Here is a 13,682-nt window from a genome sequence, read left to right on the forward strand (position 1 = left end):
CGCGCCCCTTCGGCGTTTCGGGCGGATGCCGTGCCGTCCGCCGCCCGCCGCCCGCCGCCCGCCGCCCGCCGCCCGCCGCCCGCCGTGCGCCGCCCGCCGTATAAACGCTGTTCCTGCGCATAAACGCGGCGACGGAGCGTTTATGCGCAGGAACAGCGTTTATGGCGGTGGGCCGGGTGTGCGCGAGGCGCGGGTGCCCGACGCGGCGGCGCGGGGCTGCTGCGCGGGACGGCTGCGCGGGACGGCTGCGCGGGACGGCTGCGCGGGACGGCTGCGCGGGACCGCTGCGCGGGGCCGCTGCGCGGGGCCGCTGCGCGGGGCTGCGGCGCGGCGGCGGACGGAAACGGCGCCGACCGGGAGCGGCGGGAACACCGAGCGCACCCCGTGTCCGCAGCCGATCGCGGCGCGGCTCAGACCGACGGACGGCCGTGCGTCAGGCGCTGCAGCCGAGGCGTGACTGGATGTCGCGCATCGCGTCGATCTCGGCGGACTGACCGCTCACGATCGTGCCGGCCACCTCGGCCACGCGGGGCTCGTCGCCGAGCTCGATGACGGCCTGCGCCATGGGGATCGCGCCCTGGTGGTGGCGGATCATCAGCTCGAGGAACAGGCAGTCGGCGGGTTGCCCGTCGAGGGTGCGGAGTCGGTCGAGCTGCGCGTCGGTGGCCATGCCCATCTCGCCGAGCAGCTGCTCCTGCGTGAGGGCGGAGGTGTCGCCGTGGCTGTGCTCGCCCGACTTCTCCATCCACGTCATCAGCGGCTGATCCGAGGCTTGGGGCAGCCCCCACTCGACGAGCCAGCCGTACATCTCGCCCCGCTGACCGGACTGCGTGGTCGCGATGTCGTACGAGAGGGCGCGCAACTCGTCGTCGGCGGTCTTGCGGTAGATCTCCATGGCCATGAGGACCGCCTGGGTGTGGTGCACCTGCATGTCGCGGGCGAAGCCGGCGTCGGCGGAGGTCGTCGAGGGGTGCGCCGGCGCGGCCGTCGCGCCGAACGCCGTGAAGCGTCCGATCGCGAAGGCCACGGCGACGACCGCGACGGCGATGAGGGCGACGACGGCCCACCGGACCGCGGGGCGTGCGACCGGGGCGTCGTCGGTCATCAGGCCTTGCCCGGACCTTCCACGCCACCCGAGCACGCGGCGTTCGGCTCGGGGGCGTTCTGGCTGCGCCAGAACTCGGTGAAGAACTCCCCGATGCGCGGGTCACTCGGATCGTCGAGCTTCAGCTGGTGGTTCCAGGCGCTGACGGCGACGGGGGTGTCCATGTCGGGGTACGGCGAGAGGATCGCGTAGCTCGAGGGCAGAACCGCCTTCAGGGCGTCGATGCCGGCCTCGTCCACGCGGGCGGGGTCGTAGGTCACCCAGATGGCGCCGTGCTCCATGGAGTGCACGGCGTTCTCGTTCTGCTGGGGCTCGGTGTAGACGCCGCAGTTGAGCCAGATCGGGTTGTGCGGGCCGCCGGCGGGAGGGGTCTGGTCGTAGGTGACCGCATCTTGCACGTGATCGGAGCGGTTCTCGAAGGTCTGCACCCCGTCGATCTCGCGCCCGGTGCTGTTGCCGGCCTGGTAGCTCGTGGGGGGCTCGGGGGCGAAGGCGAAGGATGCCACGACCAGGCCGATCACCGCGAGGGCCGCCGTGGAACCGACGACCCACCAGACCAGCTTTCCGCGCTTTCGGCGCGCCATCTGCTTCTGGTATTCGGCGAGCTTCTGCTGCCGTTTCTGCTCGCGCTGCTGCTTGACGGTGAGGTCGATGTCGGCCTGCTTCGCGGGGTTGCCGCTCGCGCGCTTGTCGGAGGGGGAAGTCATGCGCTGTGTTCTGTCTCTCTTCGGGGCGGGACACATCGGCATGCGCCGACGATCCCAGCCTATTCGGGTGAATGGGCCGGTGGCCTGGGAGGAACCCGCGAGCCGGGATGGTGGCGCACGGGGTGGGACGCTAGTATTAACGACGTCGAATCGATTCGAGGTTCGACGATCCCCCCTTTTTTTCTCAGCCCGACTCGTTCGGGCTGTCCGTGTTGCGAAACGAAACTGACGCGTGCTCGATACTGCTTCCCACCCCGTGATCCCCGCAGCGGCTGCCGCCGCGCAGACCCCCACCGGCGCCATCCGCGCGCTGGGCAAGAACCCCGCCACCGCACCGATCGTGCTGCACCCGGGCGACGCGATCCCCGCGTCGCGCCGCGTGCTGTACATCATCGTGCTCGGCGCACTGACGGCCCTCGGCCCGTTCACCATCGACCTCTACCTGCCGGCGTTCCCGGTTCTCGAGGCCGACTTCCAGACCTCGGCGGCGGCGATCCAGCTGACCCTCACGGGCACGATGATCGGCTTCGCCCTCGGCCAGCTGATCGTCGGGCCCCTCAGCGACAAGGTCGGACGCCGTCTTCCCCTTCTGTCGGTGACCGCCCTGCACGTGGCCGCGAGCATCTTCGCCGCCCTCGCACCGACGCTCGAGACGCTCTCGATCGCGCGCGTGCTGATGGGCGCGGGCGCCGCCGCCGGCGGTGTCGTCGCCGCGGCGATCATCCGCGACCTCTTCGGGGGGCGCCGCCTGGTAGTCATGCTCTCGCGCATGGCGATGGTGTCGGGCGTCGCACCCGTGCTGGCTCCGCTCGCGGGTTCCGCGCTGCTGCTGGTGATGAACTGGCGGGGCATCTTCGTCGTGCTCGCCGTGTACGGCGCGGTCATGCTCGTGTCGGCCATCCTGTTCGTGCCCGAGACCCTTCCGGCGGCCCGCCGCGGCGGCCCGGGAGCCACCACGGTGTGGCAGCGGTACGCGAGCGTCTTCCGCGACCGCGTCTTCATCGGCGTGCTGATCATCGGGGCGATGACCTTCAGCGGTCTGTTCTCGTACCTCTCGGCGTCGTCGTTCCTGTTCCAGGTGACCTACGGCTTCAACGCCCAGCTGTACGGCGTGCTGTTCGCGGCCAACTCGGTCGGCGTGGTCGTCGGCGTGCAGGTCGCGTCACGTCTCGCGGCCCGCTTCGGCCCCCAGTGGGTGATGGCCTTCTCGACCGCGGTGCTCGTGCTCGCCGGGGGAGCCATCGTGGTGACCGACCAGCTGGGACTGGGGCTGTGGGGGACCATCGTGCCCCTGTTCTTCTTCATGACCGCGTGCGGCTTCACCTTCCCGTGCGCACAGGTGCTCGCCCTCGACCGGCACGGCAAGGCCGCGGGGACGGCGCAGTCGATCATCGGCGCGGCCAACTTCGGCATCGCCGGCATCATCTCGCCCCTCGTCGGGCTGCTGGCCACCGGATCGGGCATCACCGCCACGACCATGGCATCCGTGATGCTCGGGTGCGCGGTCATCGGCGTGATCTCGCTCTGGGTGCTCGTGCGCCCGCGCACGGTCGAGCGCCTCGCACCCTGACCTCCCGGTTACATCCCGCCGACACCGGCGGCCGCGAACAGTAGCAGAGCGGGCGTCGGTGTTCCGCGGGGCCTCGGCGAGCGGCATCATGGGTCAATGGATGCCGCTGCGACCGACGACCCTGTTCTCGATGCGCGCCCGCAGCGGTTCCGCGCCGTCGTCGGAGTGGTGCTGGTGGCTGTGGCGTGCGGCCTGGGGGCGTGGGTGTACTTCCGCGGTCCGAGCCCGTTCGCGGTGGACGTCTGGTGGAACCAGTTGTTCGCGGCGGCTCCGTCGCAGCCGCTGTTCGTCTTCGCGCTCGCGATGGACCAGGTGGGCGGTCACCTCACCGCCGTGCTGATCATTCCGCTCGGAGGGGCGCTCGTGCTCTTCCTGTCGCGGCGGCGATGGTCGGCACTGTACTTCCTGACCGCGTCGGCGGGCAGCGCCCTGTTCGTGCAGGTGCTGAAACAGACCTTCGGTCGTGCCCGTCCCGAAGACATCCTCATCCTCAGCGACTACGGCTCCTTCCCCTCGGGTCATACCGCGAACGCCGCGACGATCGCGGTCGTCGCCGCGGTGATCTTCCCCCACGCGTGGGTGCGCGTGGTGGGCGTGGCCTGGATCGTGCTGATGGCGTTCAGCCGCACCTACCTGCACGCGCACTGGCTGTCGGACACCCTGGGTGGCGCGCTGGTGGGAGCGGGGGCGGCGCTCATCCTGGCCGCCGCGTTCTCGCGGTTGCGGTACCGCGACGCCGACCGGCTCGTGATGAGACGCGCGCGCCGGGCGGATGTCGGGACGCGGGGCGCGTCGTAGGCTGACGCGCATGAGCGCCGCCGCTGACGAGACCCCCGCTTTCTCCGACGCCGACGCCGAGGTCGCCCGTCTGAGGGCCGAGGCCGATGCCGCCGAGGCCGAGCTGCGACTCGCCCGTGCGCGCGCCGACCTGGCCGCGGCCGAGGCGACGGCTGCCCGTGCGCGCGCGGCGGCGGCGTCGGCGCGGCCGGCGGGGGAGCCCGCGGCGGCGCCCGAGATCGTGCCGACGACGACGGCACCCGCTCCGGCCGGCTCTGCGGCGACCGGGCGGTCCGACCCCTCCGCGTCGCCCCACGCCGCCCCGCCCGCGAACACCTCGGTCGGGTCCGCCGCGTCGGGGCCGCTGTCCGATGCCCAGGTCGCCGCCGTCGCCGCGGGCTACACCGCCGACGGCGCGACCCTCGACCTCGGCGTGCTGATCAACGGCGGGCCGGTGGCATCCGTTCCCGTGCGCATTCCGCTGGCGATGACGAACCGCCACGGCCTGGTGGCCGGCGCCACCGGCACGGGCAAGACGCGCACCCTGCAGTTGCTCGCCGAGCAGTTATCCGAGAACGGGGTGCCCGTGTTCGCCGCCGACATCAAGGGCGACCTCTCGGGTCTGGCCGCCCCCGGGACGCCGAGCGAGAAGCTCGCCGCGCGGACCGCCGCCCTCGGCCAGGACTGGTCGGCGCGGGCGTTCCCGACCGAGTTCTTCGCGCTCGGCGACGACGTGGGCGCGGGCATCCCCGTGCGGGCGACGGTCTCGGGCTTCGGACCGCTGCTGCTCAGCCGGGTGCTGGGCCTGAACGCGACGCAGGAGTCGAGCCTGGGACTGGTGTTCCATTACGCCGACGAGAAGGGCCTCGCCCTCGTCGACCTGTCGGATCTGCGGGCGGTGCTGCTCCATCTGACCGCAGACGAGGGCAAGGCCGAGCTGAAGGGCATCGGCGGGTTGTCGGCCGCGACGGCGGGAGTGATCCTGCGCGAGCTCATCGCGTTCGCCGCGGCGGGCGCCGAGACCTTCTTCGGCGAGCCCGAGCTCGACGTGAGCGTGTTCCTGCGCACCGATGCCACGGGTGCCGGCATCGTGAGCCTGCTCGAAGTGCCCAACGTGGCCGCGCGACCCGAGCTGTACTCGACGTTCCTCATGTACCTGCTCGCGGAGCTGTACGAGACGCTCCCCGAGGTCGGCGATCTCGACAAGCCCAAACTCGTGTTCTTCTTCGACGAGGCGCACCTGCTGTTCCGCGACGCGTCGAAGGCGTTCCTCGCCGCGATCACCCAGACGGTGCGGCTGATCCGCTCGAAGGGCGTCGGGGTCTTCTTCGTGACCCAGACGCCGAAGGACGTTCCCGGTGACGTGCTCGCCCAGCTCGGCTCGCGCGTGCAGCACGCCCTGCGGGCCTTCACCCCCGACGATGCGACGGCGCTGCGGGCCTCGGTGCGCACGTACCCCGACTCGGGCTACGACCTCGAACGCGTGCTGCAGGAGCTCGGCACGGGCGAAGCGATCGTCACCGTCATGAGCGAGCGCGGGGCGCCCACCCCGGTCGCCTGGACACGCCTGTTTGCCCCGCGGGCGTCGATGGCGCCGATCAGCGCCGACGCGATGGCCGCGGCGGTCTCGGCATCGCCACTGTTCTCGACCTACGGCACCCCCGTCGACCCCGAGTCCGCGCGCGAGATCCTCGGCGCGCGCCTGCAGGCCGCGGCCGACGCGCAAGAGGCCATCGAGCGGGCGAAGAAGGCCGCCGCCGACGAGGCCGAGTTCGCGAAGCAGAAGGCCGCGATAGACAAGGCCCGCGCCGACGCGCAGAAGAAGGCGCAGCGCGAATACGACCGGATCCTCAAGACCACCGCGGCCCCGCGCCGCCGGGCGAGCACCCCGACGGCGCCTCTCGACGATCTGCTGGGGCGCGGGGCGACGAAGAGCATCGTGTCGGGGGTCATCCGCGGACTGTTCGGCAACGGGCGTCGGCGCTGAGCGTGTGCCCGGTCGAGCGGCGTCGTGCCACCGACCCGGGAAGAGCAGAACGGGGAGGGATGCCGTGAACTCCGGCATCCCTCCCCGTTCCGGCGCGGCTACGAGCGGCGGATCTGCAGCGGCATGGTCGAGGTGTCGATGAGCGGGTCGTCGTCCTGCCGCTCGACGAGGGCCTCGGCCTCGGCCGTGGTCTCGACGGTGGGCATCGATCCGAGCAGCGGTCGGCGGGCCGTCTCGCGCATGGACAGAAGGGCGACCAGCCCCAGAGCGGCGAAGAACATGATGTAGAACGCCGGCATGAGGGTGTTGCCGGTCAGGTCGATGAGCGCCTGACTGAACAGCGGGGTGGTGCCGCCGAACAGCGACACGGCGATGTTGTAGGCGACGGCCATCGCCCCGAACCGCGACGCGGTGGGGAACAGGGCCGGCAGAGCGGATGCCGAGATGGCGACGTAGAACGCCACCGGCACCGCCGCCATGCACAGGGCGATCATCACCGCCCACAGCTCACCGATCTGCATGATGAGGAACGCCGGAACCAGCAGCACCAGGGCGGACCCCGCGGCGATGGCGTACACGGGCTTGCGGCCGATCCGATCGCTCAGGCGACCGATCAGGGGGAGGGCTGCCGACATGACCAGCAGAACCGGCACGGTCGCCACCGCGGCCGACAGGTTGGATACGCCCACCTCTTTCTCGAGGTAGGTCGGCATGTAGCTGGTGAGGGCGTATCCGGCGGTGTTGGTGGCGGCGACGAGGGCGATACCGATCAGGAGCGCTCTCCAGTGGTGCCGCACGATGCCGATCAGACCCTGGCGGGCCATCGGGTCGTCCGCGTCGATCTCGGCCGAGCCGGTGTGCTCGAAGGCGGGCGTCTCGGGAATGCGTAGACGGAAGTAGATCGCGACGATTCCGAGCGGGATCGCCAACAGGAACGGGATGCGCCACCCGTAGTCGACCATGGCGTTCTCACCCGAGATCGAGGTGGTGATCGCGGTGGTGATCGCCACGGCCGAGGCGCCGGCGGCGAAGCCGACGTACGACCCGACATCGAGCCACGACGACCAGAATCCGCGCCGGCGGTCGGGTGAGAACTCCGAGACATAGGTGGTCGCCCCGGCGTACTCGCCGCCGGTCGAGAAGCCCTGCACCATCTTGAGCAGGTACAGGGGGACGATCGCCCACAGCCCGATCTGCGCGGAGGTGGGGAGGATGCCGATGAGCGCGGTGGCCGCGGCCATCATCGCCATCGTGAGGAACAGCACTTTCTGGCGGCCGATGCGATCGCCCAGCGGGCCGAGCACGAAACCGCCGAAGGGGCGGACGAGGAAGGAGATGGCGAAGCCGAGGAGCGTGACCAGCAGGTTCCAGGGGGCGGGGACGTCGGAGGCGAAGACGACGGTGAGCGCGACGGCGAGGTAGCCGTAGATACCGAAGTCGAACCACTCCATGAAGTTGCCGACGACGGTGCCGCCGATGGCGGTGCGGACGCGCTTCTTGTCGATGACGATCACGTCGTCGACCTCGAGCCGTGCGGCTCCGGATGCCGAGGGGGGTTTCTCGTTCATCGGTCCAGCTTCACTCGGATCGGCTTTCGTTTCCAGTCCGGGCGCTGCGCGAGAGCGTGTGTTAGCGGAAGGTCAGCACCCGATCGCCCCACCCGCGGCGGGGCGTGCGTCGAGCGGACCGCAACGAACCGGCGGCACGCGCTCACCCTCGCGTCCGTCAAGCCCCCGGCGATGTCGGATGCCGCGCGTACCGTGGCGGGCATGACCGAGCTCTCCGCCCCCACCGGCCGCGAAACCGCGCTCGTCGCCCAGCCCCGGCCCGACGGCTCGGCCCCTCGCGCCCTGGTGTTGGGTGCCACCGGATATCTGGGCGGTCGACTCGTTCCCCGACTGCTCTCGGCCGGCTACCGCGTGCGCGTGATGGCGCGCGATCCGCGCCGCGTCGAGGCGTTCCCCTGGGGTGACGAGGTCGAGACGGTCGCCGGCGACGCGACCGACGCCGATGCGGTCCGCAGCGCCGTCGAGGGCGTCGACGTGCTCTACTACCTGATCCATTCGATGGGCAGCGGCCGCGACTTCGAGGCCACCGACCGGCGCGCGTCGCAGACGGTCGCCGACGCGGCGGCGGCGGCCTCGGTGTCGCGCATCGTCTACCTCGGCGGACTGCACCCCGACGACGCCACGCTGTCGGCGCATCTGCGCTCGCGCGTCGAGGTGGGCGACATCCTGCTGGCCAGCGGTGTGCCCACGCTCGTGCTGCAGGCGGGCGTCGTCATCGGCTCGGGCTCCGCCTCGTTCGAGATGGTGCGCCACCTCACCGACGTGCTGCCGTACATGCCGGCGCCCAAATGGGTGCGCAACCACATCCAGCCGATCGCCGTGCGCGACGTGCTGCACTACCTGCTCGGAGCCGCTCGGGTCGCGCCCAACGTCAACCGCGCCGTCGACATCGGCGGCCCCGACGTGCTGCGATACGGCCAGATGATGAACGGCTACGCCCTCGAGGCCGGCCTGCACCAGCGCGCGATCGCGTCGCTGCCCGTGCTCACCCCTCGACTCGCGTCGCACTGGGTCAATCTCGTCACCCCCATCCCGAAGGCCATCGCGCGGCCCCTGGTCGAGTCGCTGCAGAACGACTGCGTCGTGAAGGACCGGGCGATCGACGACCTGGTGCCGCGTCCCGAGGGGGGTCTGCTGCCGTACCGCGACGCCGTCCGCCGCGCCCTCGGACGCGTGAACGACGACGCCATCGAGACCAGCTGGCAGGATGCCGAGGTCTCGGGCGTTCCGAGCGACCCGCTGCCGAGCGACCCCGACTGGGCCGGACGCCTGGTGTACACCGACGAGCGCACCATGACGACGACGGCGAACTCCGCGCAGTTGTGGTCGGTCATCGAGGGCATCGGTGGCGAGAACGGCTGGTACTCCTCGCCCCTGCTGTGGGCGATCCGCGGGTGGATGGACCGCCTGGTCGGTGGGGTGGGCCTCGCCCGCGGTCGCCGCAGCCGCTCGGTCGTGACCGTCGGCGACGCGCTCGACTTCTGGCGCGTCGAGGCCATCGAGCCCGGCCACCTGCTGCGCCTGCGCGCCGAGATGAAGGTGCCCGGGGGAGCCTGGCTCGAACTGCGCGCGACCCCCGAGGGCGACGGAGCGCGCTTCGACCAGCGCGCGCTCTTCTTTCCCACCGGTCTCGCCGGGCGCCTGTACTGGCTGGCCGTGCTTCCCTTCCACGGCCTCATCTTCAGCGGTATGGCCCAGCGCATCACCGCTGCTGCCGAGCACGTGCAGCGCGATAATCCGGAGCCGAAGGCCGAGGCGGGTCGCCTCGCGCCCGAGGTCCCCGAGGTCGAGACGGTCTGACGATGCTCTCGTGCGCGTCTCGCGTCTCGTCGCGCTCGTCGGGGTCCGCCCCTCGGGCGTCTGACCTAGGCTGATCCCGTGCCGCACGTCGCCCGGGTGATCACCGTTTCCGACCGCTCCGCCGCGGGCCTGCGCGAAGACCGCGGCGGCCCGCTCGCCGTGTCGCTGCTGCGCGAGGCCGGGTTCATCTGCGCCGACGCGGTCGTCGTGCCCGATGGGGCTGACAGCGTCGAGGCCGCGCTGCGCGCCGCCGTCGCCGAGGGGCCGGGACTCATCATCACCACGGGCGGCACGGGCATCGCGCCGCGCGACCGCACGCCCGAGGGCACCGCCCGGGTGCTCGATCGTGAGCTGCCCGGTATCGCTGAAGAGCTGCGTCGCCGGGGCCTCGCCGACACCCCCCTGTCGGTCATCTCGCGCGGGCTGGCGGGGATCGTCGACCCCGGGGTGCTCGTCGTCAACCTTCCCGGATCCACGCGCGCCGTGGCATCCGGAATCACGGTGATCGCCGAGATCGCCCCGCACGTGCTCGACCAGCTCGCCGGAGGAGACCACGCATGAGTGCCGTCCGCATCGCCCGCCTGTCGGAGCAGCCGCTCGACCTCGACGTGCACCTCGATGCCGTCGAGGACCCCTCGTCGGGTGCGGTGACCACCTTCGTCGGGCGCGTCCGCGACACCGACCCCGATGCCTCCGACGCGGTGGTCGCCCTGGAGTACAGCGCGCACCCCGACGCCGAGCAGGCTCTTCACCGCATCGCCGAGGACGCCGCGGCCGGCACCGACGCGATCGTCGCCGTCAGCCACCGCGTCGGGCGACTGGGCGTGGGCGATGCGGCGGTGATCATCGCCGTGGCATCCGGTCATCGGGCCGCGGCGTTCGAGGTGTGCCGCACGGTGATCGAGACGATCAAGACCGACCTTCCCGTGTGGAAGCGTCAGGTCGAGGCCGACGGCACCACGGAGTGGAAGGGTCTGGGCGGTTAGGTATCAGATCTGATACCCTCTGGGTATGAGTATGGATCTGCCCCCGGGACTGGCGGAGGTGCTCGACTCCGCGGTGCGGCTGCAGGAGCTCGTTCCGGATGCCGTCCTGGTCGGCGGGTCTGCGGCGGCCTCGTACGCGCGGCACCGCATGTCGACCGACCACGATCACGTGCTCGCGGACCTGCAGGACCGGTTCGACCTCGTCCTCGATGCGTTGGAGCGTGACGGTGACTTCGTGCTCAATCGCGCTGTCCCGGGCAAGATCATTCTCGGCGAATTGGGCGGTATCGAGGCGGGCGTGCGGCAGCTCATCCGGCGTCGGCCGTTGGAGATGCAGCGAGTGACGCTCCCCTCCGGGGGAGGGATCACGGTCCCGACGGTCGCCGAGATCGCCCGCATCAAGGGTTTCCTCATCGTCAAGCGCAATCAGATGCGCGACTACCTCGACGTCGCTGCCCTCTCCGGCGCGTTCGGAGACACCGAGATCGGCGGCGTCCTCGCGGGCATCGACGAGTACTACACCGACCCCTCGCATCCCGAGGATCGTCCCGTGCAGGCCCAATTGGCGCGTCAGCTCGCCTCACCGGCCCCGAAAGACCAGCGGGCGATCGCGGGACTCGCCGCCTACAAGGGATTGGTGCCTCGATGGCGTGACTGGGACGACGTCGTCACCGAGTGTCGCGCTCTCTCCGTCCACCTGATCTGATCGGAGCCGTCATGCCTCTGCGTTTCCGCAACATCGACGCGACCCCTGACGATCCCGTCGAGGCGTGGGGGGTCGAGGGGATGCTGGCCGCGATCGATCGGGGATACGCGGCCGACTGGCGAAAGCTCATCGAGGCGGCGGCGGACGACCCTGCTCTGCGCGCGATCTACGACGACACGCGCGAGGTCGCGGAGTCGGAGGCGACGGTGGCACTGCTCGACGCGGCGCTCGCCGCCCGCACCCGCTCTTCGGAGGAGGAGGCGCGGGAGCGTCTGCGGGCGGCCTTCCGAGCGACGCGTCTCACGCAGGCACAGCTCGCCGCCCGGCTGGCGACGTCGCGACCGCGCGTGACGTCGTATCTGAGTGGCGCGGTGACGCCGTCGATGGACGTGTTGGTCGCCGTCGAGGGGATCGCCCGGGAGCGGACCACGCCGTCACTGGTCGCGCATCTCGAACTGGTGTGAGCCAGACCTCGGCGCTTGTGGCGTCGTGGGGTGCGCTCAGCCGCCCGCGAAGGGCGGCAGCACGTCGACGTGGGTCGCGCCGGTGAGCGCCACGTCATCGTCGTGGCGCGTCCCGTCGACGAGCACGGCGCAGCGATCCAGGATGCCGACGAGGGCGGGGTGGGCGGCGGCGATCGCCGTGCGCAGCGCGACCAGGGTCGTCTCGGCGCGGTCCTCGGCATCCGTGCCGGCCGCCTCGGCGGCGGCGGCGAAGTAGCGCACGCGGACGCTCATGCGGGCGTCCCGTCCGCGGCATCCGACTCGCCCGGACGCCGCCAGTCGCCCGACTTGCCGCCGGTCTTCGACACGATGCGCACGTTCTCGATGAAGGTGCCCTTATCCATGCCCTTCACCATGTCGACGATGGCGAGGGCGGCGACCGAGACGCTCGTGAGCGCCTCCATCTCGACGCCGGTGCGGTCGGCGGTGCCGACGGTGGCCTCGATCTCGACGCCGTCGTCGGTGATCTCGAGCTCCACCGAGGCGCGGTGCACGCCGATGACGTGGGCCAGCGGCAGCAGAGCCGGAGTCGACTTGGCGGCCTGGATGCCGGAGATCCGCGCCACGGCCAGCACATCGCCCTTGGGGGTGGTGCCGTCGCGGAGGGCCGCAACCACCTCGGGTGCGCACCGCACGAAGCCCCGCGCGGTCGCCGAGCGCACGGTGGGCTGCTTGAGCGTGACGTCGACCATGCGGGCGTGGCCCGTGGCATCCAGGTGGGTGAAGGTCATGGAATCAGCATGACATCGAGCGGGTCGCCCACGGCGACGGCGGACACGTCGGCGGGGACGATCGCGAAGGCCTCGGCGCGCGCGAGCGAGGCCGCGAGATGCGATCCCGACCCTCCGGCCGTGGCCGGGCGCACGGTCCCGGCGACCAGATCGACCGCGGCGGGGAGGTACTGGCGGCGTCCAGGCGGAGTCGTCCAGCTCTCGGATGCCGTGAGGCGGGCGAGGCGTCGGTCGACGTCGGCGCGCCCCTGGAGCGCCAGGAGCGCGGGGCGGACGAACACCTCGAACGACACCGCGACGCTGACGGGATTACCGGGCAGGCCGAAGACGAGGCGGCCGTCGGGCAGGACGCCGAACGCCTGCGGCTTACCGGGCTGCATGGCGACCCTGTCGAAGGCGATGCGGTCGGCGAGTGCCAGCCGTACGGGCTCGTAGGCGCCCGCGCTCACTCCGCCGGTGAACACGACGACATCGGCGCGCGCCGCGCGGGCGAGCACGGCGTCGATGCCGGCGGGGTCATCGCCGATGCGGTCGACGAGGTCGATCTCGGCGTCGGCCTCGGTGACGAGCGCGGTCAGCAGCGTCGCATTGGAATCGGGGGTCTGGCCGCGTTCTGGCGCTGCACCGGGGGCGACGAGTTCGCTGCCGGTCGACACGATCGCCACGCGGGGGCGGCGGGCGACCGACACGGTGTCGACGCCGGCGGCGGCCGCCGCGGCCAGGGCGAAGGCGCCGAGACGCTCGCCGGGCGAGAGCACGATGTCACCCGCGCGCGTATCGCCGCCGCGGCGACGGATGAAGGCGCCCGCCGCGGCGGGACCCCGGCGCACCTCGACCGAGCCGAGCGAGTCGGCGAGGCCCCCGGCCGTGTCCTCGAACGGCACGATGGCGTCGGCGTCGGCGGGAACGGCCGCGCCCGTCATGATGCGCGCGGCCTCACCCGTCGCGAGCGTCGGGTCGTCGGCGGTGCCGGCCGGCAGATCGGCCACGACCCTCAGGGTCACCGGGGTCTCGGCATCCGCCCCCTCGACGTCGGCGAAGCGCACGGCGAAGCCGTCCATCGACGAATTGTCGAAACCGGGCAGGTCGTGGGCGGCGAGCACGGGCTCGGCGAGGGTGCGTCCGGCCGCGGCAGCCAGCGGCACCTCTTCGGCGGGAAGCAGCGCGACGGCGGCGAGTACGCGGTCGCGGTGCTGTTCGACGGTGAGCAGCGGGGTCATCGGGGCCTCCGGGATCTGGGCG

General features: G+C 71.7%; 14 protein-coding genes. 8 read left to right on the forward strand and 6 right to left on the reverse strand.

The window, feature by feature from the left end:
• Nucleotides 1-433: 433 nt before the first annotated feature.
• A complete protein-coding gene (locus tag IFU40_RS12535) occupies nt 434-1,105 on the reverse strand; it encodes a DUF305 domain-containing protein (RefSeq protein ID WP_191926540.1) in 672 nt (223 codons plus the stop codon).
• Nucleotides 1,105-1,812, reverse strand: a complete 708-nt coding sequence (locus IFU40_RS12540) for a DUF3105 domain-containing protein (protein WP_055838789.1) — start codon at nt 1,810-1,812, stop codon at nt 1,105-1,107. Before IFU40_RS12540 ends, IFU40_RS12535 begins: the two co-directional genes overlap by 1 nt.
• Before the next feature lie 232 nt (nt 1,813-2,044).
• Here IFU40_RS12540 and IFU40_RS12545 point away from each other — a divergent pair, with 232 nt between their 5' ends.
• The 3 genes from IFU40_RS12545 to IFU40_RS12555 all read left to right on the forward strand — a co-directional run bounded on the left by IFU40_RS12545 (nt 2,045) and on the right by IFU40_RS12555 (nt 6,146).
• Entirely contained in the window at nt 2,045-3,382 is a 1,338-nt protein-coding gene (locus IFU40_RS12545; RefSeq protein WP_191915955.1) for a multidrug effflux MFS transporter, read from the forward strand.
• Nucleotides 3,383-3,478: 96 nt separating this feature from the next.
• The gene (locus tag IFU40_RS12550) at nt 3,479-4,180 is read left to right on the forward strand and encodes a phosphatase PAP2 family protein (protein ID WP_191926541.1); all 702 of its coding nucleotides are present in this window, start codon (nt 3,479-3,481) and stop codon (nt 4,178-4,180) included.
• A 10-nt stretch (nt 4,181-4,190) separates the two neighbouring features.
• On the forward strand, nt 4,191-6,146 hold the full coding sequence (locus IFU40_RS12555) for a helicase HerA-like domain-containing protein (protein WP_191926542.1): 1,956 nt from the start codon (nt 4,191-4,193) through the stop codon (nt 6,144-6,146).
• A gap of 98 nt (nt 6,147-6,244) precedes the next feature.
• Here IFU40_RS12555 and IFU40_RS12560 read toward each other — a convergent pair whose 3' ends face one another.
• Nucleotides 6,245-7,714: an MFS transporter gene (locus IFU40_RS12560; protein WP_191926543.1), complete on the reverse strand. Its 1,470-nt coding sequence runs from the start codon at nt 7,712-7,714 to the stop codon at nt 6,245-6,247.
• 201 nt (nt 7,715-7,915) lie between these two features.
• On the opposite strand from IFU40_RS12560, the gene IFU40_RS12565 reads away from it, so the two are divergent.
• The 5 genes from IFU40_RS12565 to IFU40_RS12585 all read left to right on the forward strand — a co-directional run bounded on the left by IFU40_RS12565 (nt 7,916) and on the right by IFU40_RS12585 (nt 11,670).
• Nucleotides 7,916-9,514, forward strand: coding sequence for an SDR family oxidoreductase (locus IFU40_RS12565; RefSeq protein ID WP_055838780.1), 1,599 nt, complete (start codon nt 7,916-7,918; stop codon nt 9,512-9,514).
• A 78-nt stretch (nt 9,515-9,592) separates the two neighbouring features.
• A complete protein-coding gene (locus tag IFU40_RS12570) occupies nt 9,593-10,075 on the forward strand; it encodes a molybdopterin-binding protein (RefSeq protein ID WP_191926544.1) in 483 nt (160 codons plus the stop codon).
• Nucleotides 10,072-10,500, forward strand: coding sequence for a molybdenum cofactor biosynthesis protein MoaE (locus tag IFU40_RS12575; protein WP_055838775.1), 429 nt, complete (start codon nt 10,072-10,074; stop codon nt 10,498-10,500). Before IFU40_RS12570 ends, IFU40_RS12575 begins: the two co-directional genes overlap by 4 nt.
• Nucleotides 10,501-10,525: 25 nt before the next feature.
• On the forward strand, nt 10,526-11,206 hold the full coding sequence (locus IFU40_RS12580; protein ID WP_191926545.1) for a hypothetical protein: 681 nt from the start codon (nt 10,526-10,528) through the stop codon (nt 11,204-11,206).
• A gap of 11 nt (nt 11,207-11,217) precedes the next feature.
• Nucleotides 11,218-11,670, forward strand: a complete 453-nt coding sequence (locus IFU40_RS12585) for a helix-turn-helix domain-containing protein (RefSeq protein ID WP_191926546.1) — start codon at nt 11,218-11,220, stop codon at nt 11,668-11,670.
• Between the two features lie 36 nt (nt 11,671-11,706).
• On the opposite strand, the gene IFU40_RS12590 is transcribed toward IFU40_RS12585, so the two are convergent.
• Genes IFU40_RS12590 through IFU40_RS12600 form a run of 3 tightly spaced genes read right to left on the reverse strand, consistent with a single transcriptional unit; the run spans nt 11,707 to nt 13,660 of the window.
• Complete coding sequence (locus IFU40_RS12590; protein WP_055838773.1) at nt 11,707-11,943, reverse strand: MoaD/ThiS family protein; 237 nt, start codon at nt 11,941-11,943, stop codon at nt 11,707-11,709.
• Nucleotides 11,940-12,440: a cyclic pyranopterin monophosphate synthase MoaC gene (gene moaC / locus IFU40_RS12595; RefSeq protein WP_055838771.1), complete on the reverse strand. Its 501-nt coding sequence runs from the start codon at nt 12,438-12,440 to the stop codon at nt 11,940-11,942. Before moaC ends, IFU40_RS12590 begins: the two co-directional genes overlap by 4 nt.
• Nucleotides 12,437-13,660, reverse strand: coding sequence for a molybdopterin molybdotransferase MoeA (locus IFU40_RS12600; RefSeq protein WP_191926547.1), 1,224 nt, complete (start codon nt 13,658-13,660; stop codon nt 12,437-12,439). The genes moaC and IFU40_RS12600 overlap by 4 nt, the downstream gene beginning before the upstream one ends.
• Nucleotides 13,661-13,682 lie beyond the last annotated feature (22 nt).

Origin of the sequence: Microbacterium sp. CFBP 13617 (assembly GCF_014839445.1) — a bacterium.
In the GTDB taxonomy this organism is placed as follows: Bacteria; Actinomycetota; Actinomycetes; order Actinomycetales; family Microbacteriaceae; genus Microbacterium.

Coding starts and splice junctions, on each gene's coding strand:
- IFU40_RS12535 (WP_191926540.1), bottom strand. CDS start 1,105: ATGACCGACGACGCCCCGGTCGCACGCCCCGCGGTCCGGTGGGCCGTC.
- IFU40_RS12540 (WP_055838789.1), bottom strand. CDS start 1,812: ATGACTTCCCCCTCCGACAAGCGCGCGAGCGGCAACCCCGCGAAGCAG.
- IFU40_RS12550 (WP_191926541.1), top strand. CDS start 3,479: ATGGATGCCGCTGCGACCGACGACCCTGTTCTCGATGCGCGCCCGCAG.
- IFU40_RS12555 (WP_191926542.1), top strand. CDS start 4,191: ATGAGCGCCGCCGCTGACGAGACCCCCGCTTTCTCCGACGCCGACGCC.
- IFU40_RS12560 (WP_191926543.1), bottom strand. CDS start 7,714: ATGAACGAGAAACCCCCCTCGGCATCCGGAGCCGCACGGCTCGAGGTC.
- IFU40_RS12565 (WP_055838780.1), top strand. CDS start 7,916: ATGACCGAGCTCTCCGCCCCCACCGGCCGCGAAACCGCGCTCGTCGCC.
- IFU40_RS12575 (WP_055838775.1), top strand. CDS start 10,072: ATGAGTGCCGTCCGCATCGCCCGCCTGTCGGAGCAGCCGCTCGACCTC.
- IFU40_RS12580 (WP_191926545.1), top strand. CDS start 10,526: ATGAGTATGGATCTGCCCCCGGGACTGGCGGAGGTGCTCGACTCCGCG.
- IFU40_RS12585 (WP_191926546.1), top strand. CDS start 11,218: ATGCCTCTGCGTTTCCGCAACATCGACGCGACCCCTGACGATCCCGTC.
- IFU40_RS12590 (WP_055838773.1), bottom strand. CDS start 11,943: ATGAGCGTCCGCGTGCGCTACTTCGCCGCCGCCGCCGAGGCGGCCGGC.
- moaC (WP_055838771.1), bottom strand. CDS start 12,440: ATGACCTTCACCCACCTGGATGCCACGGGCCACGCCCGCATGGTCGAC.
- IFU40_RS12600 (WP_191926547.1), bottom strand. CDS start 13,660: ATGACCCCGCTGCTCACCGTCGAACAGCACCGCGACCGCGTACTCGCC.